Source organism: Streptomyces sennicomposti (genome assembly GCF_019890635.1).
GTDB lineage: Bacteria > Actinomycetota > Actinomycetes > Streptomycetales > Streptomycetaceae > Streptomyces > Streptomyces sennicomposti.
In genome coordinates, this window is the sequence record NZ_JAIOAB010000004.1 from 203299 (window position 1) to 228088 (window position 24790).

21 protein-coding genes are annotated in these 24790 nt (G+C 73.8%); 11 read left to right on the forward strand and 10 right to left on the reverse strand.

Going from position 1 to position 24790, the window contains the following annotated elements:
* Positions 1-35 precede the first annotated feature (35 nt).
* Entirely contained in the window at positions 36-1127 is a 1092-nt protein-coding gene (locus K7787_RS04215) for a DMT family transporter (RefSeq protein WP_223000532.1), read from the forward strand.
* A gap of 256 nt (positions 1128-1383) precedes the next feature.
* On the opposite strand, the gene K7787_RS04220 is transcribed toward K7787_RS04215, so the two are convergent.
* Positions 1384-2715: an aminotransferase class I/II-fold pyridoxal phosphate-dependent enzyme gene (locus tag K7787_RS04220; protein ID WP_223000533.1), complete on the reverse strand. Its 1332-nt coding sequence runs from the start codon at positions 2713-2715 to the stop codon at positions 1384-1386.
* A gap of 35 nt (positions 2716-2750) precedes the next feature.
* On the opposite strand from K7787_RS04220, the gene K7787_RS04225 reads away from it, so the two are divergent.
* Positions 2751-3434 carry a pyridoxamine 5'-phosphate oxidase family protein gene (locus tag K7787_RS04225; RefSeq protein WP_223000553.1) on the forward strand — a complete coding sequence of 228 codons (684 nt, stop codon included), beginning with the start codon at positions 2751-2753 and terminating at the stop codon, positions 3432-3434.
* Positions 3434-4066, forward strand: coding sequence for an FMN-binding negative transcriptional regulator (locus tag K7787_RS04230; RefSeq protein ID WP_043260566.1), 633 nt, complete (start codon positions 3434-3436; stop codon positions 4064-4066). The genes K7787_RS04225 and K7787_RS04230 overlap by 1 nt, the downstream gene beginning before the upstream one ends.
* A 298-nt stretch (positions 4067-4364) precedes the next feature.
* Here K7787_RS04230 and K7787_RS04235 read toward each other — a convergent pair whose 3' ends face one another.
* The 5 genes from K7787_RS04235 to K7787_RS04255 form a co-directional block, all read right to left on the reverse strand.
* Entirely contained in the window at positions 4365-5315 is a 951-nt protein-coding gene (locus tag K7787_RS04235) for a DMT family transporter (RefSeq protein ID WP_223000534.1), read from the reverse strand.
* Between the two features lie 180 nt (positions 5316-5495).
* The gene (locus K7787_RS04240) at positions 5496-6500 is read right to left on the reverse strand and encodes an EamA family transporter (protein WP_009187492.1); all 1005 of its coding nucleotides are present in this window, start codon (positions 6498-6500) and stop codon (positions 5496-5498) included.
* Between the two features lie 77 nt (positions 6501-6577).
* Positions 6578-7243 (reverse strand): Clp protease N-terminal domain-containing protein, encoded by a 666-nt coding sequence (locus K7787_RS04245; protein ID WP_223000535.1) that lies wholly within the window; start codon positions 7241-7243, stop codon positions 6578-6580.
* 199 nt (positions 7244-7442) lie between these two features.
* Positions 7443-8126 carry a PadR family transcriptional regulator gene (locus K7787_RS04250; RefSeq protein WP_169435906.1) on the reverse strand — a complete coding sequence of 228 codons (684 nt, stop codon included), beginning with the start codon at positions 8124-8126 and terminating at the stop codon, positions 7443-7445.
* A gap of 197 nt (positions 8127-8323) precedes the next feature.
* Positions 8324-8758, reverse strand: coding sequence for a VOC family protein (locus K7787_RS04255; protein WP_223000536.1), 435 nt, complete (start codon positions 8756-8758; stop codon positions 8324-8326).
* A 130-nt stretch (positions 8759-8888) separates the two neighbouring features.
* Between K7787_RS04255 and K7787_RS04260 the strand changes: the two genes are divergently transcribed.
* Positions 8889-9698: a PhzF family phenazine biosynthesis protein gene (locus tag K7787_RS04260; protein WP_223000537.1), complete on the forward strand. Its 810-nt coding sequence runs from the start codon at positions 8889-8891 to the stop codon at positions 9696-9698.
* Positions 9699-9738: 40 nt separating this feature from the next.
* Here the strand turns inward: K7787_RS04260 and K7787_RS04265 are convergent, their stop codons facing one another.
* Positions 9739-10545 (reverse strand): CPBP family intramembrane glutamic endopeptidase, encoded by an 807-nt coding sequence (locus K7787_RS04265; protein ID WP_223000538.1) that lies wholly within the window; start codon positions 10543-10545, stop codon positions 9739-9741.
* A 562-nt stretch (positions 10546-11107) separates the two neighbouring features.
* Complete coding sequence (locus K7787_RS04270; protein ID WP_169435902.1) at positions 11108-12625, reverse strand: glutamate-cysteine ligase family protein; 1518 nt, start codon at positions 12623-12625, stop codon at positions 11108-11110.
* Positions 12626-13185: 560 nt separating this feature from the next.
* Between K7787_RS04270 and K7787_RS04275 the strand changes: the two genes are divergently transcribed.
* The 4 genes from K7787_RS04275 to K7787_RS04290 all read left to right on the forward strand — a co-directional run bounded on the left by K7787_RS04275 (position 13186) and on the right by K7787_RS04290 (position 17226).
* Positions 13186-13770 carry a hypothetical protein gene (locus tag K7787_RS04275; protein ID WP_043260568.1) on the forward strand — a complete coding sequence of 195 codons (585 nt, stop codon included), beginning with the start codon at positions 13186-13188 and terminating at the stop codon, positions 13768-13770.
* Positions 13771-14241: 471 nt separating this feature from the next.
* On the forward strand, positions 14242-14448 hold the full coding sequence (locus tag K7787_RS04280; protein WP_009187500.1) for a DUF5999 family protein: 207 nt from the start codon (positions 14242-14244) through the stop codon (positions 14446-14448).
* A gap of 368 nt (positions 14449-14816) precedes the next feature.
* The gene (locus K7787_RS04285; protein WP_164389757.1) at positions 14817-16766 is read left to right on the forward strand and encodes an APC family permease; all 1950 of its coding nucleotides are present in this window, start codon (positions 14817-14819) and stop codon (positions 16764-16766) included.
* A 67-nt stretch (positions 16767-16833) separates the two neighbouring features.
* Positions 16834-17226 (forward strand): TOBE domain-containing protein, encoded by a 393-nt coding sequence (locus K7787_RS04290; RefSeq protein WP_027757965.1) that lies wholly within the window; start codon positions 16834-16836, stop codon positions 17224-17226.
* Positions 17227-17366: 140 nt separating this feature from the next.
* Here K7787_RS04290 and K7787_RS04295 read toward each other — a convergent pair whose 3' ends face one another.
* Entirely contained in the window at positions 17367-17873 is a 507-nt protein-coding gene (locus K7787_RS04295) for a molybdopterin-dependent oxidoreductase (RefSeq protein WP_009187503.1), read from the reverse strand.
* A gap of 153 nt (positions 17874-18026) precedes the next feature.
* On the opposite strand from K7787_RS04295, the gene modA reads away from it, so the two are divergent.
* The 3 genes from modA to K7787_RS04310 are packed head-to-tail and all read left to right on the forward strand — an operon-like array spanning position 18027 to position 20840.
* The gene (gene modA / locus K7787_RS04300; protein ID WP_027757964.1) at positions 18027-18851 is read left to right on the forward strand and encodes a molybdate ABC transporter substrate-binding protein; all 825 of its coding nucleotides are present in this window, start codon (positions 18027-18029) and stop codon (positions 18849-18851) included.
* Complete coding sequence (modB, locus tag K7787_RS04305; RefSeq protein WP_009187505.1) at positions 18848-19702, forward strand: molybdate ABC transporter permease subunit; 855 nt, start codon at positions 18848-18850, stop codon at positions 19700-19702. Before modA ends, modB begins: the two co-directional genes overlap by 4 nt.
* 46 nt (positions 19703-19748) lie before the next feature.
* The gene (locus tag K7787_RS04310) at positions 19749-20840 is read left to right on the forward strand and encodes an ABC transporter ATP-binding protein (RefSeq protein ID WP_223000539.1); all 1092 of its coding nucleotides are present in this window, start codon (positions 19749-19751) and stop codon (positions 20838-20840) included.
* 913 nt (positions 20841-21753) lie between these two features.
* On the opposite strand, the gene gcvP is transcribed toward K7787_RS04310, so the two are convergent.
* Positions 21754-24639, reverse strand: coding sequence for an aminomethyl-transferring glycine dehydrogenase (gene gcvP / locus K7787_RS04315; RefSeq protein ID WP_223000540.1), 2886 nt, complete (start codon positions 24637-24639; stop codon positions 21754-21756).
* Positions 24640-24790: the final 151 nt, after the last annotated feature.

Consider the following 24790-nt stretch of genomic DNA (forward strand, 5'->3'; position numbering starts at 1 on the left):
TTGTGCTACGACTCGGTGCCGTGCATCGTACGACCATGAGCACCACGACCGCCTCCTCGTCGCCCTCACCGTCCGCCCCGGCCGAACCGGCGGAACCGGCTGGCCCCCGCCTGCACTGGCGGGTCCGGTTCGCGTTCCTGGCGCTGGTGTGGGGCTTCAGCTTCCTGTTCATGAAGGTGGGCACGCGCGGTTTCGCCCCCTTCCAGGTGACGCTGGGACGGCTGGTGTTCGGGACCGCGGTGCTGGCGGTGGCGATGGCGGTGCGGCGGGAGCGGCTGCCGCGCGGCGCCCGCACCTGGGGGCATCTGGCGGTCGCGGGGTTCCTGCTCAACGCGCTGCCGTTCTCCCTGTTCGCGTACTCGGAGCTGACGATCCCGTCCACGCTCGCCGGCATCTGCAACGCGACCTCGCCGCTGTGGGGCATGGCGCTCTCGCTCGTCGCGCTCTCGGAGGACCGCCCGACCCGGGTGCGGGTGGCGGGGCTGGGCCTCGGCTTCCTCGGGGTGCTGACGGTGCTGGGCGCCTGGCAGGGCTTCCACGGCCTGGACGCGGGCGGCACCGCGATGGCCCTGCTGGCCTCGCTGAGCTACCCGGTCGGCTGGATCTACGTCCGCCGCACCCTGGCCGGCTCCGCCGAGTCCCATCTGTCCCTCACGGGCGGGCAGTTGCTGCTGGCCACGGTCCAGCTGGCGGTCGTCACACCGCTGTTCACCAGCGTGCCGAGCCGTCTGGAGGCGGGCCCGCTCCTCGCGATCGCCGCGCTGGGCGCGCTGGGCACCGGGGTCGCGATGCTCGTCCAGTACGGCCTGGTCGCCGAGGTCGGGCCGACCACGGCGCAGATGGTCACCTACTTCGTCCCGATCATCGCCGCCACGGCGGGCGTCGCGGTGCTCGGCGAACACCTGGGCTGGTCCACTCCGGTCGGCGCGGTCGTCGTCCTGGCGGGCGCGGCGCTGACCCAGGTCCGGCGGCCCGGCGGGGGCGGCCGACCGGCCCGTACGCGCCTGGGGAAGGGCGCCGCCCGCGCCCCGCGGGAGGACTCCGCCCGGACCGCGCCGATGGCGGCCCCGGCCATGGCGGAGGCCGCTCCCCAGCCGGCGCCCCCGGCGCCGTGCCGCCCCGCGTAGGGGACCCGCACAGGCCGCCGCTCCCCGGCCGGCCCGCCGGAACCCTCGCGCATACCGCCGGTCCGCCGACCCCCGCACAGGCCGCCGCTCAGCCGCGCCGCCGGACGACCCCCGCCGCGACGGTGGGCCTGGGCCCCTCGCCGTCGCGGCGGCCGGTCGTCGTTCCTGCGTCGGCACGACGTGACCGCAAGACGTGACCGCAGGACATGACCGATGGACGCGGCCGGCGGACGTACGCACCCGGCAGCCGCGCCCGCTACACGTACCCCCGCGCGGGCGCGGGTCCCAGTGCCGCGGCCACCACGTCCGCCAGCCGCTTGGTCTCGTCGTCCCGCAGCGTGGAGACGGTGATCCGGATTCCCGGGGGCGCGCTCAGCCGGAAGCGGGCGCCGGGGGCCACGGCCCAGCCGGCGTGCAGCAGCCGGGCGACGGCCCCGGTCTCGTCCGGCACGGGCACCCACACGTTCATCCCGCTGCGCCCGTGGGCGGCGACCCCGCGCTCGGCCAGCGCGCCGATCAGCGCCTCGCGCCGTCTGTCGTACTCCGCCGGCACCCCGCGCGCGGCCGGCACGCCGTCCGCCCACAGGCGCACGACGGCCCGCTGGAGCAGCAGGCTCACCCAGCCCGCGGCCAGCCGCTGTCTGCCGCGGACCCGGTCGACGGTGACCGCGTCCCCGGTGAGGACGGCGAGGCGCAGGTCGGGGCCGTAGGCCTTGGCGACCGACCGGACGAAGGCCCAGTGACGGGTGACCCCGGCGAGCGGGCGCAGGGGGACGTCGACGATGCCGTGGCCGTGGTCGTCCTCGATGAGCAGCGTCCGAGGATGCTCGCGCAGCACGGCCCGCAGGGCACGCGCGCGCGTGGCGCTCACCGCGGCGCCGGTCGGGTTCTGCGCCCGGTCCGTGACGATCAGCGCGCGTGCGCCGCCCTCGAGGGCACGACGCACCTCCTCGGGCAGCGGCCCCTCGTCGTCGACCGCGACGGGCACCGTGCGCAGCCCCAGCGCCGGCACCAGATCGAGCGTCCGTCCCCAGCCGGGGTCCTCCACGGCGACCGTGTCGCCCTGCTTGAGATGGGCCGTGAGGACCCGCTCGATCGCGTCCAGCGAGCCGGACAGCACGGCCAGCGGCCCGTCCGGCACTCCGTCGGCGTCGAGTTCGGCACGGGCGGCGCGCTGCAGCTCCGGGTCCACGGGCGTGTCCCCGTACAGGACCGGTTCGCGGTCGGCGCGGGCCGCCGCCTCGGCGAACGCCGGTCCCAGCGGCGGCAGCAGCGCCGGGTCCGGATTGCCCGCCGACACGTCCCGCACGCCCTCCGGCACGTCCACGCGGATGTGGTCCCGTCCGGTGGTGGCGGGCGCGGGCCGCACCCGGCTGCCCCGGCGCCCGGCGGTCTCGATGACCCCGCGCTCGCGCAGCACCCGGTACGCGGCGGCGACGGTGTTCGGATTGACCCCGAGCTGTGTCGCCAACTCCCGCATGGGCGGCAGCAGTTGCCCCGGCTCCAGGTCTCCGCTGCCCACCGCGCGTTCGACGCTCGCGGCGATATCCGCCGCACGCCGCCCCTCGATCCGATATCCTCCTAGCACAAAGCAGATTATGCACTAGTGCAATGGAGACCGCAATGCAGGGCACCCCGCAGCCGACATCGCCGCCCGCCGCCTACACCCCGACCGACCGCACCGTGCCCACCCGCTCCGCCCAGCGCGCGTCCTACGACAAGGAGCTGGTGCACGCGATACTCGACGAGGGCTACGTCTGCCATCTCGGTTTCGTCCGCGACGGCGCGCCCGTGGTCCTCCCGACGCTGTACGGCCGGGTCGGCGAGCGGCTCTATGTGCACGGCTCGACGGGCTCGCGCCCCCTGCGCATGGCCGGCCAGGCCGATCCGGGGCTGCCGGTGTGCCTGACGGTCACGCACGTCGACGGCCTGGTGCTGGCCCGCTCGGCCTTCCACCACTCGATCAACTACCGCTCCGTGGTGGTGCACGGCATCGCCCACCAGGTCACCGACCCGCAGGAGAAGCGGACCGCGCTGGACGTGCTGGTGGACCATGTGGTGCCGGGCCGGGCCGCCGACTCGCGTCCCGCCAACGCCAAGGAGCTGGCGGCGACCGCCGTGCTCCGCATCGACCTGGCCGAGGTCTCCGCCAAGCTGCGCACCGGCGGCGTCAACGACGAGCCCGAGGACCTGTCCCTCCCCCACTGGGCGGGCGTCGTCCCGGTCGACCGGGCGTACGGCGCTCCGCTGGCCGACGCGGACCTGGCGCCGGGCACGCAGCTGCCGGACTACCTCAGGGCGCTGTGATGCTCGTCCACCCCTGGGACGCGCCCCGCGAGGACGCCGAGTGGCAGCGCTGGCTGGCCGAGCACGACTTCGGCCAGCTCGCCGTGAACGGCCTGCCCGGCGAACCGCCGTGGGTCCAGCCGCTGCACTTCGCCTACGACGCCGGCCGGGGCGAGGCCGTCACCCACCTCGCCCGCCCAAACCCCCTGTGGCCCGCCGTCGCGGCGAACCCCGAGGTCCTGCTGAGCGTGGTCGACGACTACGTGTTCGTACCGGGCCCCTGGCAGGCGGAGCCGCACACCCCGCCGGACCACGGCGTGCCGACCAGCTTCTACGCCGCCGTCCAACTGCGCTGCACCGCCCATGTCGTGGACGACCCGGCCGAGAAGGCCGAGCTGCTGAACCGGCAGCTCGGCCACTTCCAGCCGGACGGCGGCTCGGCCCGCGCGGCGGTGGGCGAGGCCCCGTACGGCCGGCAGTTGTCCGGCATCCGCGGCCTGCGCCTGGAAGTGACCGCCGTACGCGCCAAGTTCAAGTACGGCGGCAAGCGCTCCGCCGAGGTGCGCGCCGGGATGGCGGACCGCCTGACCGAACGGAACGGCCCCCGGGACGCGGCGGCCCGGAACCATCTGCTCCGCAGGCAGGATGCCTGACGCGGGACGCGTCTCCCCCTGCCGCCCCGACCGCACCGGTACGGACCCGACCGGCGGACGGCAGGACCCGCGGGTGCGGGCCGGACCGGACCGACGGACAGCACGGACTTCCGCCGGGCCGCACCCCGCGACGGCGAGGTCCGCATCGCCTCACCACGGACCCGACCGGCGGAGACCAGAACCCGCCGGTACGGGCCGGACCGGCGGAGGCCAGAACCGCCGGTACGGGCCGGACCGGACCGGCGGACGGCACCGACCGGCGGTGCGGACCCCGCGGCGGCAAGGTCCGCACACCGCCTCACACGAGGACCGGCTCCGCCGGTACCGCCCGCGCCCCGCGGGCCTCCGCCACGGCGAGGCCCGCGACCGACCCCAGCATCAGCGCGGTGCCGGCCAGCGTCGCCGGCGTCAGCCGCTCGCCGAGCAGGGCGACCGCCAGCACGGCGGCGCTCACCGGCTCCAGCAGCATGATCACGGACACGGTGGCCGAGCGGACGACGGCCGCGCCCGCGAAGTAGAGGGCGTAGGCGAGAGCCGTCGGGATCGTGCCGATGTAGCCCAGCAGCCACAGCAGCCGGACGGGGTCGGCGCTGTGCGGCACCAGCCCCTCCACCAGCGCGAACGGCAGCAGGCAGGCACTGGCCACCGCGAACGCGCCGACAGTCGTGGCCGAGTTGTCCGTCCCGCCGTCCCGTCCCCACCAGCGGGTCAGCAGCGTCATGACGCTGTAGCCGACCGCCGACGTCAGGGCCAGCAGCACGCCCCACGGGCGCACGGTCGCGCCGCCGCCGCCGAGCACCAGCACGGCCAGCCCGGCGAGCGCGCCGACGACGGCGGTCAGCCCGGCCCGGCCCAGCCGCTCGCCCAGGGCGACGCGCGCACCGAGGGCGATCAGCACGGGTCCGGCGCCGAGGGTGACCACGGTCGCGACGGCGAGCCCGGTGGCCTGGACGGCGGCGAAGTAGGCGGTCTGGAAGACGGCGAGGCCGACCCCGGTGGCGCCGGCGCGCAGCAGCCGCCGGCGGGCCGGTACGGCCGCGGCGGTCCGGACGCGCGGTCGCAGCAGGCGGGCGGCGAGGAGGAGGACGACGCCGATCGCGCAGCGCCAGAAGGACAGGGCGGACGGGCCCATGTCACTGGCCCGGTAGACCAGGGAGGCGGCGGCGCCCGCGGTGCCCCAGGCGGCGCCGGCGACGATCAGATAGAGGAGGCCACGCCCGATGGGCAGGCCGGAGGAGGTGTGCGACACGAGTTCTCTCCGCAGAGGTGCAGAAGTTCGGGAACGGCCGGCCCCGGTCGTGCGGGGCGGCGGACTTCTTCTACGGGCAGCACGGCTCGGCCCGGCGGGACGCCGGGCAGGTCACCGAAGGGCCCGCCTCAGGCGGCCGGAGGCGGGAGAACGAGTGCGCGTGCGTGCATGATCGCCACTTTAGGCCGCCGTTCCGCGTGCCGACAACTGCTGCTCCGCCCGGTCGCCGCCGCTCGCCACGGGCTGAGCGGACCGTTCGGCGGGCGCCGAGGACTGGGCGATGAACGCGCCCAGCAGGACGACGGCGCCGCCGGCGATCTGCGGCGCGGACAGGTGCTCGCCGAGCAGGACCCAGGCCAGGACCGTAGCGATGACCGCTTCCAGGCATGCCACGACGCCCGCGACCTGCGGTGAAAGGCGGCGTACCGAGACCACTCCGGTGACGTAGGCGAGGACGGTGGCGACGAGCACGATCCACAGCAGCAGCACGACGGCCGGGACCGGGGTGCCGTTCATCCGCGCGGTGTGGGCGAGCACGGACCAGTGCATGCCCCAGGGGCGGGCCACCACGGTCAGGACAGCGGCGCCGACGAGGAGGCCGTAGGCGATGACGCCCAGCGGGTCCGGGGCCCGGTCGCCGGCGTCGCCGCCCTCATCCGACAGGACGAAGTAGCCGACCTGGCAGCAGGCGGCGCCGAGGGCGAGCAGCAGTCCGAGCGCGTCGAAGCTCAGCCCGGACCAGACCTCCACCACGCACGCGAGTCCGCCGGCCGCGAGGACCACGCCGAGCGCGGCGGCGCGGGTGACCGGCCGCCGCTGCACGAACCGGACCCAGCCGAGGACCAGGGCCGGCGCCAGGTACTCGACGAGGAGGGCGACGCCGACGGGGATACGGGAGAGCGCGGCGAAGTAGCAGGCCTGGACGCCCGCCACGGCGAGCAGGCCGAACCCGGCGAGCAGGGCGGGGCGGGTGCGCGGCAGCGCGCGGTGGCGCACGGCGAGCGGCAGCATGACGAGGGCGGCGCCGGTGACCCGCAGCCACACCACGTGCAGCGGGTCGAGGCCCGCCTCGATCAGCGGCTTGGCCGCGACGCCGGAACCACCGAAGGCGAGCGCGGACACGAGCGCGAGACCGAGTCCGACGCCCTTGCCGGAGTGGCCGTGACTGATCGCAGACGTACGCATCGGCACATGATGACAGGCGATGACATGACCGTCATCCCCCATGGCTGCTGTCTCACCGGCTGGAATCGGGGGGTGCCTCAGCAGGCGGTCCGGGCGTCCTCCGCGTGCCCGGCGGGAAGGTCTTCGGCATCGTTGTCGAGCCGTGCGGCCGCCTCGCGGGCGTCGATCCCGGCGCGGGCGAGCACCTCGACGGCGCGGGACTCCGGGTCGAGGAGGAGCCCGGCGAGCAGGTCGACTCCCCGGGCCGGTCCGCCGCCGCGCCGGGCGGCCCGCTCCCGGGCGTGCTCCAGCGCGGCCGAGGCCAGGGGCGAGCGGCGGTCGGGGGCGGCCGCACCGGCCGCCGCAGCGCGCGCCGAGACCGTCGCGTCCGCGTTCGTTACCGCGTCCGTCCTCGTCGCCGCGTCCGTCTTCGTCGCCGCGTCCGTCCTCGTCACCACGGGCAGAGCGCCGGAGTCCTCCACGGTGGACTGCCAGCGCAGGCCGTAGCCGATGCTGCGCTGGACGAGGTAGCCGAGCAGCCGGGCGATCCGCGGGCCGCCGCCGACGGCGGCGCGCACCTCGGGGTCGGACTCCAGGAGGGTGTGCAGCAGATGGGCGGTGTCGGTCTGCCGGTCCCCGTCCCGGACCGCCCGCCGCCGCGCGGCGGCGAGCACCGCCGCCAGCTCGTCGCTGAGTCCTGCGGTGTCGTCCGGAAGGCGGTCGTCCTGGTCGTGGGCCGACTGCCCGGGGATACGGTCGTGCACGTCTTCCACCCCATCAGTCGCTCGGGCTCCGGTCATCCCCGGCGGGAACCATTCGCGCCTCCCACGAGGAGTGGACCCGGCCGGGCCGAATCTCCTCCTCACGGAGGACATCAGACCGTTCCGCCCGGACACGCGCAGGGCGCCCCGGGGAAGGTTCCACGGGGCGCCCTGCGTCTGCCGTCCGCGTCGGCGGAGCGGATCAGTCCTCGTCGGCGAGGATCAGGTACAGCTTCTTGCGGGCCTCGTTGATGACGGCGAGCGCCTTGTCGCGCTGCTCCTTGGTGCCGGTCTTCCAGACCTGGCCGAAGGCCTCCATCAGACCGAAGCCGGCCTGGCGGATCTCGCCGAGGGCCTCCCAGTCGACTCCCCGCGAGGCCTCCTCCCAGGGGGCGTCCGGCCCCTCGTCGGCGGCGGCGCGGCCCGCCTCGGTGAGCGCGAACAGCTTCTTGCCGCCCTCGCTCTCACTGGCGATCAGCCCCTCGTCCTCCAGCAGTTGGAGGGTGGGGTAGACCGAGCCGGGGCTGGGCTTCCACGCGCCGCCGCTGCGCTCGGCGATCTCCTGGATCATCTCGTAGCCGTGCATGGGGCGGTCCTTGAGGAGCGCCAGGATCGACGCCCGTACGTCGCCGCGCCGCGCCCGGCCGCGCGGTCCGCCACGCCCTCGCCCGCCCCAGGGGCCCGGGAATCCCGGGCCGAATCCGGGGCCGCCGGGGCCGAAGCCCGGTCCGCCGCCGCGCCCTCCCGGGCCGCCGGGGCCGAAACCGGGGCCGCCCGGTCCGAAGGGCCCGAAGGCCGCGCGCCGTCCGTCGAAGCCGCCGAGAGGACCGAAGCCGCCCCGGTGCCCGCCGTGCTGGTGTCCGTGTTCATGTCCGTGGGAACGCATCGCAACCACTCCATTCCATCGTTGATCTGTCGCGATGCTTCAACGATATATCGGAATAACGCTTACGACAACCCCCCTCCGACCTGCGCCGTAGGCCGGTCCCCGCGGCAACCGGGCCGGAAAACAGATCAGCGGGCCGCCGGTCTCACGATCGGCGGCCCGCTGGACCCTGATGAACCCTCGCCCTCACCCTGTCCTCAGTCGAGGCAGAACTCGTTGCCCTCGACGTCCCGCATCACCAGGCACGACTCGTTCTCCTCGTCGGCCGGCAGCAGCCGCACCCTCGCCGCGCCGAGCGCGACGAGTCGCGCGCACTCCGCCTCGAGCGCGGCGACCCGCTCCTCCCCCACCAGCCCGGTGGCGACCCGTACGTCGAGATGGACCCGGTTCTTGACGACCTTGCCCTCGGGAACGCGCTGGAAGTACATCCGCGGGCCCACCCCGGAGGGGTCCGAGCAGGCGAACCACTCCCCCCGCCGCTCGGCCGGCAGCGAGCGCCGGTACGCGTCCCACGAGGCGAAGCCCTCGGGCGGCGGCGGCGCGACGTACCCCAGCACCTCGCACCAGAACCGGGCGACGCGTTCGGGGTCCGCGCAGTCGAAGGTGACCTGGAACTTCCTGATCGACGGCATCGGCTCACCGTAGCGGGCGCGTTCCCCGCCGACAGCCGAGTTTCCCGTCGCGACGGCCACGGCGCTTTCCAGGCCGCCGACCCGCGATTGGCCTTGGAACCGCGCTCCGCACGCCCCCTACCGTCAGGGCATGCGGATTCGAATCGTCGACGCCTTCACCGACCGTCCCTTCGCCGGCAATCCCGCCGGGGTGCTGCTCCTCGACGCCTTCCCCGAGGACGACTGGCTCCAGAACGTGGCGCTGGAGGTGAACCACGCCGAGACGGCCTTCGCCCACCGGCTGCCCGGGAGCGCGGAGGCCGACTGGGCGCTGCGCTGGTTCACGCCCGCCACCGAGGTGGCGATGTGCGGGCACGCCACCCTCGCCACCGCCCACATCCTGCACACCACCGGCACGCACACCGGCCCGGTGCGCTTCGCCACCCGCAGCGGCGTGCTCATCGCCACGCCCGCCGACGACGGCTCGATCACCCTGGACTTCCCGACCGCCCCGCTCACCGCGGTCGAGGTGCCCGACGGGGTCGCCGAGGCCCTGGGCGCCGAGCCGCTCACCGCCTTCGACACCGGCCCGAGCGTCGGCGACCTGGTGGTGGAGCTGGCCGACGAGAAGACCGTGCGCGGTCTGACGCCCGATCACAAGGCGCTGGCCGCCTACTCGACGCGGGGCCTCATCGCCACCGCCCGCGCCGAGGACCCGGCCCGCGGCTACGACTTCGTCTCGCGCTGCTTCTTCCCGAACGTGGGCATCGACGAGGACCCGGTCACCGGCAGCGCCCACACCGCGCTCGCCCCGTACTGGTCCGAGCGCCTGGGCCGCCCCGACCTCACCGGTCTCCAGGCCTCCCCGCGCTCCGGTCTGGTCCGCACCGGCCTGCGCGGCGAGCGCACCCTGCTCACCGGCCGCGCGGTCACCGTCATCGACGGCGAACTGCACGCCTGACGGGCATCGTCGGCGAGCCGCACGCCTGACGGCCCGCTCGTCACGCCGTCGGCAGCCAGCCCACCTTGCCGGCCAGCAGGGCGTAGCCCACGAACGCCCCGATGTCGAGCAGCGAATGGGCGACCACCAAGGGGCCGACCCGGCCCCACCGCCGGTACAGCCAGACGAAGACCACGCCCATCACCATGTTCCCGAGGAAACCGCCGACGCCCTGGTAGAGGTGGTACGAGCCGCGCAGTACGGAACTGGCCACCAGCGCCGTGCCCGCGGACCAGCCGAGCCGGTCCAGCCGGCGCAGCAGGTAGCCGACGACGATCACCTCTTCCAGGACCGCGTTCTGCACCGCGGACAGGATCAGCACCGGGTACTTCCACCACACCGGCGGCAGCGCCTCCGGCACCACCGTGAGGTTGAAGCCGAGGCCGCGGGCGGCGAGGTAGAAGGCGATCCCGGCGCTGCCGATCACCGCCGCGATCGCGGCCCCGCGGCCGAGGTCGGGCCGGGGGCGGGTGCGGTCGAAGCCGAGCACGCGCAGGCTCTGCCCCTCGCGCAGCAGGAGGTGCGCGACCAGGGCGACGGGCACGAGGGCGGTGGCGATCCCGAAGAGCTGCCAGGCGAGGTCGAGCCAGGGGCGGCCCGGCGCGGCGGACGCGTTGAGGGTGGCCGCCTGGTCCTTGAGCCCGCCGGGTTTGGTGACCGATCCGATGAAGCTGATCAGGGCGGACACTCCGCTCGCCCCGAGCGAGAGCGCCAGGACGAGCAGTGTCTCGTCGCGCAGGACCCTCCGCGACAGTTCCTCGCGCGGCAGGGCGCCGCCCCCGGGCCCCGCCTCCGTCTCCGCCTGCACACCGGCCTCCCGTACCACCGTCGTCGGAGGTCACAGCTTGCCCGATCAGCCCGGCGCGAGCACGGCCGACCCCGGGGTGCGCCCGTACGGCGCATTCCCGGGTCACCCCGGACGCACAGCGGGACCACAGGCAGCGGGCTCGGACGGACGGCAGCCGGACGGACGGCACACGGCATACGGCATACGAACGGACGGGACCGCCCGGCGGCACGCCGTACCCGCCTCCGGCCGCAGAATCAGCGGGCAGAGACCGGATCGAACACGACTCCGCAAGCGGAAGCCGACCCGAAGGCCGAAGCGGCCCCGCGAGCGAAAGCGGCCCGGAAGCCGAAGCGCCCCCGGAGGGGAAGCGCCCGCCGGGAGCAACGGCCCTCGGAAGCGAGCGTGAACTCCGCAAGCGCCCCGGAAGCGCAAGCAGCCCCCGCGAGCGGAAGCGTTCCCCGGAAGCCGAAGCGGCTCCGGACCCCGAAGCGGCTCCGGGAGCGGGACCGCGCCCGGAGCCCCGCCGGCGCAAACGCCCTCCCGGGGGGGCGGAACCAGCCCCCGAGCGCACAAGCCGTCCTCAGCCGAGCGGCACCGGCGCCGGCAACCCCGCCGGCCAGGTGTGCACCGGCTCGCCGAGCTGCATCAGCTCGCAGTAGCGGCGGGTCGTCGCGGCGAGGGCGGCCTCCCGGTCCATGCCCTTCTCCAGGGCGCGGTGGAAGGTCGCGGCCTGCCACTGCGCGCCGTTGGTGCGGCGGCGGCACCGCTCCTCGATCACGCCGAGGTACAGGTCGCGGTCGGCCCGCTCCACTCCCCAGGCGGTCAGGCCCGCCTCGGCCAGCGGCAGCAGCTCGTCGCGGACGAGGGTCACGGCGTCGACCTCGGCCGTACCGGAGTGGCGGCCGCGCCGGGGCCAGGTGAAGCGGGCGTCGATGCCGTGCCGGCAGGCGGCCTCGAAGTTGGCCGCCGCCGCCTCGAAGGGCAGCCGGGTCCACACGGGCCGCGGTTCCTCGGCGAGGGCGCGGACGAGGCCGTAGTAGAAGACGGCGTTGGCGACCACGTCGGTGACGGTCGGCCCGGCGGGCAGCACCCGGTTCTCGACCCGCAGATGGGGGACGCCGTCGGCGATGTCGTAGACCGGGCGGTTCCAGCGGTAGATCGTGCCGTTGTGCAGGACCAGCTCGGCGAGTTTCGGGACGCCGCCCTCGGCGAGCACGTCGAGGGGGTCCTCCTCGTCGCAGATCGGCAGCAGCGCCGGGAAGTAGCGCAGGTTCTCCTCGAAGAGGTCGTACGCCGAGGACACCCAGCGCTCGCCGAACCAGGTGCGCGGCCTGACGCCCTGCGCCTGCAGCTCCGGCGGGCGGGTGTCGGTGGACTGCTGGAAGAGCGGGGGCCGCGACTCGCGCCACAGCTCGCGCCCGAACAGGAAGGGCGAGTTGGCGCCGACGGCTATCTGCGCGGCGCTGGCCGCCTGAGCGGCGTTCCACACGTCCGCGAACCGGTCGGGGGTGACCTGGAGGTGCAGCTGCACGGAGGTGCAGGCGGCCTCGGGCACGATCGACTTCGACGTGCACACGAGGTGCTCCACCCCGTCGATGTCGAGCGCGAAGTCCTCGCCGCGGGCCGCGACGATCTGGTCGTTGAGCAGGGTGTAGCGGTCGACGTCGGAGAGGTTGGACGAGACCAGGTCGTCCCGGCCGAGGGTCGGCAGAATGCCGATCATCGCAATTCCCGCGTCCACCTCTCCCGCTTTTCGGTCGGCATATGCCAGTGACGTCCTCAGCTCCTCGGCCAGCCGGTCGAATACCCGGCCGCCGAGCCGGTGCGGGGCGATGTTGACTTCCAGGTTGAACATCGCGAGTTCGGTCTGGAAGTCACGGCTGGCGATGCGTTCCAGTACTTGCGCATTGAGCATTCGGGGCAGCCCGTCGGGGCCCACGAGATTCAATTCGATCTCCAGCCCCATCAGATTCTTCGGCCGGTCGAACCGCTTCTCCTGCAGCAGTCGCTCCAGTCCCGTCAGACACCGCCGGAGCTTGTCGCGGTAGCGGTTGCGATCGGACAGGTCGAACTGGCCTGCCACGACCTTCTCGCCCATGCAGCGTCCCTCCTTGCTCGGGCGGGCCGGAGATCGGGCCGCCGGGTCCCGGTCAGGTGGGATGATGCCCCGCCATCGCGATCGATAACGTCCCACGGCCGCCGGGCACCGACTACTCTGGATCCGTATGACCAGAGGCACATTCACGGGGCATGGGGCGCCCAGCAGTTTCGGGTACCCAGAGGCCCTCGTGAAAAACGCCGACGGCATCCGGCCGTCCGCCGTGCGGGCGCGGCCCGAGGTCACCGCGGTGCGGCCGTCGGGAAATCGGGATGATTACCGCGAATCTCCGGCCGAATAGAGACTTGCTGTTCACGTGGAAAACAGCTAGCCGAAACACCACCTGAACATTTGTCGTATAAACTCTGCACCACGGCAGAAGGTAGGCTCCCGCCGCCCCGGACCCTGCGGTCAGGGCCGAATGCGGCATGCCACGCTCCGCATCCCTCACTCGTCCACCCGGACCGGCTCCGCCCCCTCCTGCCCGAGAGCTGACAGCGCCGTCCGCCCCACGCCCCGCCCTCGCGCCACCGTGCCTGTCGAATGAGAGGCGACCCACCATGCCGCTGCACATCCCCCCGGCTCCCGCCGCCGCACTGCGCTCCGTCCTCACGGCGCTCGATTCCCCCACCGCGCTCCGTGAGGCCCCCACCCCCGCCCTGCGCGCCGCCCAGGGCCCCGCGACCCCCGAACTGCCGCTGCCCGTGCACGTCCTGGACCACATCGGCGACGACGGGGCGGCCGCGACCCGGCTGGCCGGGTGGCGCTTCCTGATCCGCAGCGGCGAGCACGCGGTGGCCGCGGCCGAGACCATGCTGACTCCGGACGGATGGGCCTTCTCGCACTTCTTCGAGGGGCCCTACGTCACCTCCACCGAGCGCGCGCTGCGCCAGGCGGAGACCATGAGCCAGCCCTATCAGCCGCGCCTGCTGTCGGTGCCCAGCCTGTACATGCTGACGCTGTGGCTGCACGGCGACATCGGCGGCGACGGCACCGGCGGGCACCCGGCCGCCACCGATCTGCTGGTCCCGCTGGCGCCGGCCCCGCCCGGCATACCGGCCCACGTGCCGCACCGGGTCGCGGATCTGCTGCCGGTCCTGACCCACCGGGCGGCCCCGGTACGGCTCCTGGGGTCGCCCGCCTGACCTCGACACCTCGACAGACACCCCGTGCCCCGTCGCCGGAATTGCCGGCGGCGGGGCACGTCGTCATCGCCGATCAGGAATAGCGGTCGCCGGAAGTGATCGGCAATGACGATCGGCGATGATCGAGGAAATTCGCTCATGCGAGCCGTAATTCACTCCTCTGAGCCGAACAGGGGTCGAATAACCGGGCGAACCCGGCCGGACCGCCCGCCGCCCCGACCGGACTAGTCACCTTCGGTCACCTCGAACCACCCGAAGTGACAGTGCAGTTGAGGTGAACCGCTCGCGCGGGTGACGCGTCTTGAACCTTTGAGAAGCGGTGCCGCGAAATGCCTGCGGAATCACGTCCGCGGGGCAACACTGGTTCCAGTCCGACTTATCAAACGGGGGGCGGCCATGCAGAATGCCAGCAGCCGCGGGACGGACGCGACGACCATCCCGGACCACACAGCAGAGCGAGAGATCCCACCCATGTGCCAGCACCAGCCACCGTGCCCGTCAGCCGACTCCGCCGACCGGGAATCCGCCCGTCTCGTGGCGCACCACCCGGAGCAGGGCTGGAGCCTGCTGTGCAACGGCGTCCTGCTCTTCGAGGACACCGGTGAGCTCCTGCCGGACGGCCGCGTCATCGCCCCGCACCGACCGCTGGGCGCCGACCGCGTGGTGACCGCGGCCTGAGCACGACGGGACGGTCCGCCCCGGCGCACCGTCCCGGAACCAACGAGGGGCCGGCCCGCACACACCGTGCGAACCGGCCCCGACGCATGTCCGCGGCCGCCCACTCTCCGCACTCGCCTGATGACCGAAGCCCGATGACCGAGAGCCGCAGGCGGCCGGCGGACGGGTCGCGCGGAAGGACGGCCGCGCGGGTGCGGGGCGGCAGGGACGCGGCCATGCTGGACGAAGGGTCCGCGGCGACTCTTAACGGAAGATTGACGTCCGCTCGGCCCGGTAACCGTGGGTCCGGGCGTCACTCTCTGCTTACGCTGGTGCCCCGTTCGCACGAAGGCCCGATCCCACCGAGCCGTACTTCAGGAGCAGGGCCCATGGCCACCACCGATCACCCTCCCAGTCGCCTGCGCGCATGGATGCTGGAGGGCCTGTCCGACATGGGCAAGGGCGTGCAGCAGGCGCCGCACGCCGCACCGGAGCCGCCGCACCAGGGCCAGCGCTGGTGGCGGGTGATGTGCCTGACCGGCGTCGACTACTTCTCCACCCTCGGCTACCAGCCGGGCATCGCCGCCCTCGCGGCCGGCCTGCTGTCGCCCGTCGCCACCCTCGTCCTGGTCCTCGTCACCCTCGCCGGCGCGCTGCCTGTCTACCGCAGGGTCGCCGAGGAGAGCCCGCACGGCCAGGGCTCCATCGCGATGCTGGAGCGCCTGCTGTCGTTCTGGCAGGGCAAGCTGTTCGTCCTGACCCTGCTCGGCTTCGCCGCCACCGACTTCCTGATCACCATCACCCTGTCGGCCGCCGACGCCTCCACCCACCTGGTGGAGAACCCCCATCTGACGAGCGCGCTGCACGACCACCAGATGCTGATCACCCTGATCCTGCTGGCGCTGCTCGGCGCGGTGTTCCTCAAGGGGTTCCTGGAGGCGATCGGCGTCGCGGTCGTACTGGTCGGCGTCTACCTCGCGCTGAACGTGGTGGTGGTGATCACCGGCCTGTGGCACGTCGCCACCGCCGGGCACCTGGTGACCGACTGGACCGGCGCCCTGACCGCCCAGCACGGCAATGTCTTCGCCATGGTCGGCGTGGCCCTGCTGGTCTTCCCGAAGCTCGCCCTGGGTCTGTCCGGCTTCGAGACCGGCGTCGCCGTCATGCCCCATGTGCAGGGCGACCCGGGCGACACCGAGGAACGGCCGGCCGGCCGGATCCGGGACACCAAGAAGCTGCTCACCACGGCCGCGCTGATCATGAGCTGCTTCCTGATCGCCACCAGCCTCATCACCACCCTGCTGATCCCGGAACACGAGTTCCAGCCCGGCGGGAAGGCGAACGGCCGGGCGCTGGCGTATCTCGCGCACGACTACCTCGGGAACGCCTTCGGCACGGTCTACGACGTCTCCACCATCGCCATCCTGTGGTTCGCGGGCGCCTCCGCGATGGCCGGGCTGCTCAACCTGATGCCGCGCTACCTGCCCCGCTACGGCATGGCCCCGCACTGGGCCGGAGCGGTGCGGCCGATGGTGCTCGTCTTCACCCTGATCGGCTTCCTGGTCACCTGGATCTTCGACGCCGACGTCGACAAGCAGGGCGGCGCGTACGCCACGGGCGTGCTGGTGCTGATCAGTTCCGCCGCGATCGCGGTGACCATCGCCGCCCGCAAGGCCGGGCAGCGGCACTGGACCGTCGCGTTCGCGGTGATCTCCGCGGTGTTCCTCTACACGACCGTCGCCAACGTCGTCGAGCGTCCGGACGGCGTGAAGATCGGCGCCTGCTTCATCGTCGGCATCATCGTGGTGTCCCTGCTGTCCCGCCTGGCCCGCGCCTTCGAACTGCGGGTGACCAGCGTGACGATGGATGCGATGGCCGAGCGATTCGTCCGCGACATCGCCAGCCGCCGTATCCGCTTCATCGCCAACAAGCCCGGCCGCCGCGACACGGCCGAGTACCACGACAAGATCGAGCAGATCCGCGCCGACAACGAGATCCCCGACACGGAGGACTTCGTCTTCGTCGAGGTGACGGTCACCGACCCCTCGGAGTTCGAGGCCGATCTGAAGGTGCGCGGCGAGGTGCTGCACGACCGCTACCGCGTGCTCTCCCTGGAGTCGTCCTCGGTGCCGAACGCGCTGGCCGCGCTGCTGCTGGAGGTCCGCAGGACCACGGGCCGCATCCCGCACATCTACTTCGAGTGGACCGAGGGCAACCCGTTCCGCAACTTCCTGCGCTTCTTCCTCTTCGGCCAGGGCGAGGTCGCCCCGGTCACCCGCGAGGTGCTGCGCGAGGCGGAGCCGGACCGCGCTACGCGGCCCCGGGTGCACACCGGCTGAGCCGCCGCGGCGCGCCCGCCCGGACCCTGCGTCGAGGCCGTACGGTGATGGCCCTATCGTGACCGGCATGCAGTCCTACACGATCGGCCAGGCCGCCCGCCTGCTCGGCGTCAGCCCCGACACGGCGCGCCGGTGGGCGGACGCGGGCCGGGTGGCCACCCACCGCGACGAGAGCGGACGGCGGCTCGTCGACGGCCGGGACCTCGCCGCGTTCTCCGTGGAGCTGGCCGCCTCCGGCAGCGAGGAGGACCCCTCCTACACGTCGGTCCGCAACGCCTTCCCCGGGATCGTGACCGCCATCAAGCTCGGCGACGTGGCCGCGCAGGTGGAGATCCAGTCCGGTCCGCACCGCCTGGTCTCCCTGCTGACGCGGGAGGCCGTCGAGGAACTCGGGCTGGAGGTCGGCATGGAGGCCACCGCCCGCGTGAAGTCGACAAACGTACACATCGACCGGGCGTAGCCCGCCCGGCGGTCGCGTAGTCGCCCGGCGATCGCATAGCCGCCCGGCGATCGCATAGCTCGGCGCGGGACGGGGCGAGGCCCGTCCCGGGGGGCGAGGCCCGTCACGGAGGGCCGCAGGCCGTCGCGCCCGTACGCGCCTCAGGCCGCCGCGGCCACCCCGTACCCCCCGTCCACGCGGATCGCCCTGATGCCGCTGACGTACCGCGCCCCGCAGCGGTCCTGCGGCAGGACCAGCTGGGGGCCGGCCCCGTCGAGCGGGGCGCCGTCCATGGCCACGGCCAGGAGGACCGGGGCGGCGGCGAAGTCCGGGTCGATCTCCGCCCAGGAGAGCAGCGTGCGGTGCCCGTCGGCGCCCGCGACCGCGATCAGGAAGCGCAGCCGGTCCTTGCGCCGTGCCGCGTCGAAGGCGGGCCGGGCGTCGGCCAGCACGTCGTACAGCCGCGGACCGGCGAAGCGGTGGCGGCGCACCCCGCTGGTGGCGCACTCGAAGCTGACCCCCGCCCGGTGCTGCGGCCAGCTCAGCAGATCGGGCACGGTCAGGCGCGCGGGCCGGGCGAGGTCACCGGTCAGCACGAGCTCCGCGAGCGGCACGGCCACCACCTCCGGGAGGTCCGTCCCCGCAGGGAGCGCCGTATAAACGCACATGCGACCCTGACGTCACAGAACAGCAGCTCATGCGAAGCGACAGGTGACTTACCCCTCGCATCTGCGGCAGTATCATCGCCGCACGGCCCCGCACGGCCGTGCCCCTAGGGCACGACAGCCTTTCTCGTGCACGACCAGAGGAGTACATCCGTGATGACCCGTTCAGTGCGCCGGACCCGGACCCTGCAGGTGGCCGGTGCGGGAGCCGCGGCACTGCTGGCCCTCAGCGCCTGCTCCTCCTCCGACGACTCCTCCGACGGCTCCTCCTCGCCGTCCGCCGGCGCCTCGGGCGCCTCGAAGCTGTCCGGCACGGTGACCGTCTTCGCTGCGGCCTCCCTCAAGGAGAGCTTCACGACGCTGGGCAAGGAGTTCGAGCAACAGCACCCGGGCACCAAGGTGTCCTTCAACTTCGGCGGCAGCGACACCCTCGCCGCCAGCATCACCAGCGGCGCGCCCGCCGACGTGTTCGCCGCCGCCAGCACCAAGACGATGAAGATCGTCACGGACAAGGGCGACGCGGCCGGCACGCCCGCCACGTTCGTCCGCAACCAGCTGGAGATCGCCACCCTGCCCGGCAACCCGGACAAGATCTCCTCGCTCAAGGACCTCACCAAGTCCGGTCTGAAGGTCGTCCTGTGCGACAAGACGGTGCCCTGCGGCGCCGCCGCCCAGAAGGCCCTGGACGCGAGCGGCCTCAAGCTGACCCCCGTCTCCTACGAGCAGGACGTCAAGAGCGCCCTGACCAAGGTGGAGCTGAAGGAGGCCGACGCGGCCGTCGTCTACAAGACCGACGTGCACGCCGCGGGTGACAAGGTGGAGGGCGTGGAGTTCCCCGAGTCGGCCAAGGCCGTCAACGACTATCCCATCGCCCTGCTCAAGGACGCCCACAACGCCGAGGCGGCGAAGGCGTTCATCGCGCTGGTGCAGTCCGCCGAGGGCCAGAAGGTCCTGAACCAGGCCGGGTTCCTCAAGCCGTGAAAACCGTGGCCCGGGCCGACGAGGCCGGCGCCGTGACCCCGCAGCGCGGGTCACGGCGCCGCCGTGCCGTGCCGGGCGTGCCGCTGCCCCTGCTGGTGCCCGCCCTGGTGGGTCTGGCGTTCCTGCTGCTGCCGCTGCTCGCCCTGCTGATCCGCGCCCCCTGGCGCGATCTGCCCGACCAGCTGACCAGCACCGCGGTGTGGCAGGCACTCCAGCTGTCCCTGGTCAGCGCCACCGCGGCCACCGCCGTGAGCCTGGTGCTGGGCGTCCCGCTGGCCTGGCTGCTGGCCCGCACCGACTTCCCCGGCCGCGGTGTCGTACGGGCCCTGGTGACGCTGCCGCTGGTGCTGCCGCCGGTGGTCGGCGGTGTGGCGCTGCTGCTGGCGCTCGGGCGCAACGGCGTGGTCGGGCAGTGGCTGGACTCCTGGTTCGGCATCACCCTGCCGTTCACCACGGCCGGTGTGGTGGTCGCGGAGGCGTTCGTGGCCATGCCGTTCCTCGTCATCAGCGTCGAGGGCACGCTGCGCGCCGCCGACCCGCGCTACGAGGAGGCGGCCACCACCTTGGGCGCGTCCCGCTTCACCGCGTTCCGCCGGGTCACCCTGCCGCTGATCGCGCCCGGGATCGCGGCGGGCGCCGTGCTCGCGTGGGCGCGGGCGCTCGGCGAGTTCGGCGCGACGATCACCTTCGCCGGCAACTTCCCCGGCCGCACCCAGACCATGCCGCTCGCGGTCTACCTGGCGCTCCAGGACGACCCGGCGGCGGCGATCGCCCTGAGCCTGGTGCTGCTGGCGGTGTCGATCGCGGTCCTGGCCGGTCTGCGGGACCGTTGGATGACGGCCTCCTCGTGACCGGCGGCGGCCGCGCACCCCGGACGATCCCCTGGATGATCACCTCATGACCCACATCGACGAGACCCCGACCGGTGTCCGCGCCGAGGACGTGCCCGGTGACGGGCTGGACGCCCGGCTCGTCGTCGCCCGCGGCGCCTTCCGGCTCGACGTGGCGCTGACCGCCCGCCCCGGCGAGGTGGTCGCGCTGCTCGGCCCCAACGGCGCCGGCAAGACCACGGCCCTGCGCGCGCTCGCCGGTCTCTCCCCGCTCACCGGCGGCCATCTGCGCCTGGACGGCGCCGAACTGGACCGCACCCCGCCTGAGGCGCGCCCGGTCGGCGTCGTCTTCCAGGACTATCTGCTCTTCCCGCACCTGTCCGCCCTGGACAACGTCGCGTTCGGGCCGCGCTGCCAGGGCGCCACGAAGGCCGAGGCCCGCGCGCAGGCCGCCGAGTGGCTGGCCCGCATGGGCCTGGCCGACCACGCCGGCGCCAAGCCCCGCCGGCTCTCCGGCGGCCAGGCGCAGCGGGTGGCCCTGGCCCGCGCCCTGGCCACCCGGCCCCGGCTGCTGCTCCTGGACGAGCCGCTGGCCGCCCTGGACGCCCGCACCCGGCTGGAGGTTCGCGCGCAACTGCGCCGCCATCTCGCCGAGTTCGAGGCCGTCGCCGTCCTGGTCACGCATGATCCGCTGGACGCGATGGTGCTGGCCGACCGGCTGGTGGTCGTCGAGCACGGCCGCGTGGTGCAGGAGGGCGCCCCGGCCGACATCGCCCGGCGGCCCCGCACGGACTACATCGCCCAGCTGGTCGGCCTGAACCTGTACCGGGGGCAGGCCGAGGGGCACCGGGTGCGGCTGGAGGCGGGACCCGCCGTGGCCACCACCGAGGAGCTGTCCGGGCCGGCCTTCGTGGCGTTCCCGCCAAGCGCGGTCACCCTCTACCGGGACCGCCCGGCCGGCTCCAGCGCGCGCAACCTGTGGCGCTGCGAGGTGGCCGGTCTGGAGACGCACGGTGACCAGATCCGCGCGGACCTCACCGGCGAGCTGGCCCTGGCCGCCGACCTGACCACGGTCGCCGCCGCCGAACTCGACCTGCACCCGGGCGCGGAGGTATGGGCCACGGTCAAGGCGACCCAGACCCACGCCTACCCGGCCTGACCCCGGCGAGGGACACCCGGCCCGAGCCCCACGCCGGGGCGCCCGGCCGGCCCGCTGCCTCCAGCCACCCCGGCCACTACACCCGGCCCACGAACACCCATGCCCCAGCCCCAGGCCCACCCGGCCCGAGCCCCACCACGAGCACGCAGCCCGAACCCCACGCCGAGGGCACCCGGCCGGTCCACTGTCTCCAGCCGCCCCGGCCACTACGCCCGGCCCACGAGCACCCCGCACCCCAGCCCCAGATCCACCCGGCCCGAGCCCGGCCACAAGCACCCGGCCCAAGCCCCACGCCGAGGCCGCCTGACCGGTCCGCTGCCCCCAGCCACCCCGGCCACTACACCCGGCCCACGAGCACCCCGCACCCCAGCCCCAGATCCACCCGGCCCGAGCCCGGCCACAAGCACCCAGCCCAAGCCCCACGCCGAGGGCACCCGACCGGGTCGCCTGTCTCCGGGCGCCCGGCCGGAGACCCTGGCTCCCGGCCTGTCTGCCCGCCTCCGCGGGCGCCCGTCGGCGCGTGCGACCGGCCCGCGGCTGCCGTCCGGCGCGCTCTGCGCATGGTCGCCCGGAGGCATCGCCGACAGGGACGGCAGACCGGCGCCCCACACCCGCACGCTCGGGCAACGCCCCGCATCCGCGCCCGACTGCCCCGACTGCCCCGACTGCCCCGACTGCCCCGCTACCCGGCTGCCCGACTGCCCGACTGCCCGGCCGCCCGGCCGCCCGGCCGCCCGGCCGCCCGGCCACTGTGCCCGGCTCGCGGCCGCCCACCCCGCGCGTCCTGGACGTGCCCGCCCGCGGACACCGGGCCGCTGCCCGCACACGCCCAGACCCGGCCCGGCCCCGCACCCGCACGCGCCGAGGCCCCGCCCGGCGGACAGTGCCGGGCGGGGCCTCGTGTGCTACGGGCTCAGTCCTCGTACGCGTCCAGCGGCGGGCAGGAGCAGACCAGGTTCCGGTCGCCGAACGCCTGGTCGATGCGGCGCACCGGCGGCCAGTACTTGTCGGCGGCCGAGACCCCGGCCGGGAAGACGGCCTCCTCGCGGCTGTAGGCGTGGTCCCACTCGCCGCCGAGCGCGGCGGCGGTGTGCGGGGCGCCGCGCAGCGGGTTGTCGTCCGCGGCCCACTCGCCCGAGCCGACCTTCTCGATCTCGGCGCGGATCGCGATCATCGTGTCGCAGAAGCGGTCCAGCTCGGCCAGGTCCTCGGACTCGGTCGGCTCGATCATCAGCGTGCCGGCCACCGGGAAGGACATCGTCGGCGCGTGGAAGCCGTAGTCGATCAGCCGCTTGGCGACGTCGTCGACGCTGACGCCGGTCGCCTTGGTCAGCGGGCGCAGGTCGATGATGCACTCGTGCGCGACCAGACCGCCGGGGCCGGTGTAGAGCACCGGGTAGTGCGGCTCCAGGCGCTTGGCGATGTAGTTGGCGCTCAGCACGGCGACCTGCGTGGCGCGCTTGAGGCCCTCGCCGCCCATCAGCCGCACGTAGGCCCAGGAGATCGGCAGGATGCCGGCCGAGCCCCAGGGCGCGGCGGAGATCGGTCCGACACCGGTCTCGGGACCGGCCTCCGGCTGGAGCGGGTGGTTGGGCAGGTACGGCGCGAGGTGCGAGCGGACGGCGACCGGGCCGACGCCGGGGCCGCCGCCGCCGTGCGGGATGCAGAAGGTCTTGTGCAGGTTCAGGTGGGAGACGTCGCCGCCGAAGTGGCCGGGCTTGGCGACGCCGACCAGGGCGTTGAGGTTGGCGCCGTCGACGTAGACCTGGCCGCCGGCGTCGTGGACCTGGGCGCAGATGTCGGCGACGTGCTCCTCGAACACACCGTGCGTGGACGGGTAGGTGATCATCAGCACGGCGAGCTGGTCGCGGTGCTGCTCGATCTTGGCCCGCAGGTCCTCGACGTCGATTTCGCCGTCCTCGGCGGTCTTGACGACGACGACCTTCATGCCGGCCATCACGGCGCTGGCGGCGTTGGTGCCGTGCGCGGAGGACGGGATGAGGCAGACGGTGCGCTGCTCGTCGCCGTTGGCGCGGTGGTAGCCGCGCACGGCGAGCAGACCGGCCAGCTCGCCCTGGGAGCCGGCGTTGGGCTGCAGGGAGACCTTGTCGTAGCCGGTGACCTCGGCGAGCCGGTCCTCCAGCTCGTGGATCAGGGTGAGGAAGCCCTGCGCCTGCTCGGCGGGCGCGAAGGGGTGCAGCTGGCCGAACTCGGGCCAGGTGACCGGTTCCATCTCCGTGGTGGCGTTGAGCTTCATGGTGCACGAGCCGAGCGGGATCATGCCGCGGTCGAGCGCGTAGTCGCGGTCGGCCAGCCTGCGCAGGTAGCGCAGCATGGCGGTCTCGGAGCGGTGCTGGTGGAAGACCGGGTGGGCGAGGTAGCCGTCGGTGCGCAGCAGGTTCTCGGGCAGCGCCTGAGCGGCGGTGTTGTCCAGGGCGTCGATGTCGCCGGAGACGCCGAAGGCGGACCAGACGGTGCGCAGATGGGCGCGGGTGGTGGTCTCGTCGCAGGCGATCGAGACGTGGTCGGCGTCGACGAGGCGCAGGTTGACGCCGGCCTCGCGGGCGGCGGCGACGACCTCGGCGGCCCGGCCGGCGACCTTGACGGTCAGCGTGTCGAAGAACGCGCCGTGGACGACCTCGGCGCCGCCGGCCCTGAGGCCCTCGGCGAGGACGGAGGCGTAGCGGTGGGTGCGCTCGGCGATGGCCTTGAGGCCGTCGGGGCCGTGGTAGACGGCGTACATGCCGGCCATGACGGCGAGCAGCACCTGCGCGGTGCAGATGTTGCTGGTGGCCTTCTCGCGGCGGATGTGCTGCTCGCGGGTCTGCAGGGCGAGGCGGTAGGCCTTGTTGCCGTCGGCGTCGACGGAGACGCCGACCAGGCGGCCGGGCAGGCTGCGGGCGAACTTCTCGCGCACCGCCATGTAGCCGGCGTGCGGTCCGCCGAAGCCCATCGGGACGCCGAAGCGCTGGGTGGTGCCGACGGCGATGTCCGCGCCCAGTTCGCCGGGCGACTTCAGCAGCGTGAGGGCGAGCAGGTCGGCGGCGACGGTGACGAGGGCGCCGAGGCCGTGCGCCTGGTCGATCACCGGCTTGAGGTCGCGGACGGCGCCGGAGGCGCCCGGGTACTGCAGGAGCACGCCGTTGATCTCGCGCTCGGCGATCTCGGCGGGGATGCCCTGGCTCAGGTCGGCGACGACGACCTCGACGCCGGTCGGCTCGGCGCGGGTCTGGATGACGGCGATGGTCTGCGGCAGCGCGTCCGCGTCGACCAGGAAGAGGCCCTTCTTGTTCTTGCCCATGCGCCGGGACAGGGCCATCGCCTCGGCGGCGGCGGTGCCCTCGTCGAGCAGGGAGGCGCCGGAGGTGGGCAGCCCGGTGAGGTCGGCGACGACGGTCTGGAAGTTCAGCAGCGCCTCCAGGCGGCCCTGCGAGATCTCCGGCTGGTAGGGCGTGTACGCCGTGTACCAGGCCGGGTTCTCCATGACGTTGCGCAGGATGACCGGCGGGGTGAACGTCCCGTAGTAGCCGAGCCCGATCATGGAGCCGAGGACCTGGTTGCGGTCGGCGAGCGAGCGCAGCTCGGCCAGGACCTCGGCCTCGGTGCGGGCGCCCGGCAGGTCGAGCGCGTCGGCGTTCTTGATCACATCGGGTACGGCGGCGGCGGTCAGCTCGTCGAGCGAGCCGTAGCCGACCTGCGCGAGCATCTTGGCCTGGGCCTCGTGGTCGGGGCCGATGTGACGCTGCTCGAAGGGGATGCCCTGTTCGAGTTCGGAGAGCGGGATGCGCTGGGCGGTCATTGCGGAGGCCTCCTGGTCTGACGCGACCTTCGAGGGACACCACGGCACGGGTGCCCCGACGGCCTCCCCCTCTGTCATCTCAACCTGAGAGCTTCACCGGGGCCGCTCGCGGGCGCCCGGTTTTCACCGTCGGTGAGAGCGGGCGCCGTCG

Excerpts from the sequence above, each read along its gene's own strand:
- K7787_RS04215 (WP_223000532.1), top strand. The coding sequence starts at position 36 with ATGAGCACCACGACCGCCTCCTCGTCGCCCTCACCGTCCGCCCCGGCC.
- K7787_RS04225 (WP_223000553.1), top strand. The coding sequence starts at position 2,751 with ATGCAGGGCACCCCGCAGCCGACATCGCCGCCCGCCGCCTACACCCCG.
- K7787_RS04230 (WP_043260566.1), top strand. The coding sequence starts at position 3,434 with ATGCTCGTCCACCCCTGGGACGCGCCCCGCGAGGACGCCGAGTGGCAG.
- K7787_RS04240 (WP_009187492.1), bottom strand. The coding sequence starts at position 6,500 with ATGCGTACGTCTGCGATCAGTCACGGCCACTCCGGCAAGGGCGTCGGA.
- K7787_RS04250 (WP_169435906.1), bottom strand. The coding sequence starts at position 8,126 with ATGCGTTCCCACGGACATGAACACGGACACCAGCACGGCGGGCACCGG.
- K7787_RS04255 (WP_223000536.1), bottom strand. The coding sequence starts at position 8,758 with ATGCCGTCGATCAGGAAGTTCCAGGTCACCTTCGACTGCGCGGACCCC.
- K7787_RS04260 (WP_223000537.1), top strand. The coding sequence starts at position 8,889 with ATGCGGATTCGAATCGTCGACGCCTTCACCGACCGTCCCTTCGCCGGC.
- K7787_RS04270 (WP_169435902.1), bottom strand. The coding sequence starts at position 12,625 with ATGGGCGAGAAGGTCGTGGCAGGCCAGTTCGACCTGTCCGATCGCAAC.
- K7787_RS04275 (WP_043260568.1), top strand. The coding sequence starts at position 13,186 with ATGCCGCTGCACATCCCCCCGGCTCCCGCCGCCGCACTGCGCTCCGTC.
- K7787_RS04280 (WP_009187500.1), top strand. The coding sequence starts at position 14,242 with ATGTGCCAGCACCAGCCACCGTGCCCGTCAGCCGACTCCGCCGACCGG.
- K7787_RS04285 (WP_164389757.1), top strand. The coding sequence starts at position 14,817 with ATGGCCACCACCGATCACCCTCCCAGTCGCCTGCGCGCATGGATGCTG.
- K7787_RS04290 (WP_027757965.1), top strand. The coding sequence starts at position 16,834 with ATGCAGTCCTACACGATCGGCCAGGCCGCCCGCCTGCTCGGCGTCAGC.
- K7787_RS04295 (WP_009187503.1), bottom strand. The coding sequence starts at position 17,873 with ATGTGCGTTTATACGGCGCTCCCTGCGGGGACGGACCTCCCGGAGGTG.
- modA (WP_027757964.1), top strand. The coding sequence starts at position 18,027 with ATGACCCGTTCAGTGCGCCGGACCCGGACCCTGCAGGTGGCCGGTGCG.
- K7787_RS04310 (WP_223000539.1), top strand. The coding sequence starts at position 19,749 with ATGACCCACATCGACGAGACCCCGACCGGTGTCCGCGCCGAGGACGTG.
- gcvP (WP_223000540.1), bottom strand. The coding sequence starts at position 24,639 with ATGACCGCCCAGCGCATCCCGCTCTCCGAACTCGAACAGGGCATCCCC.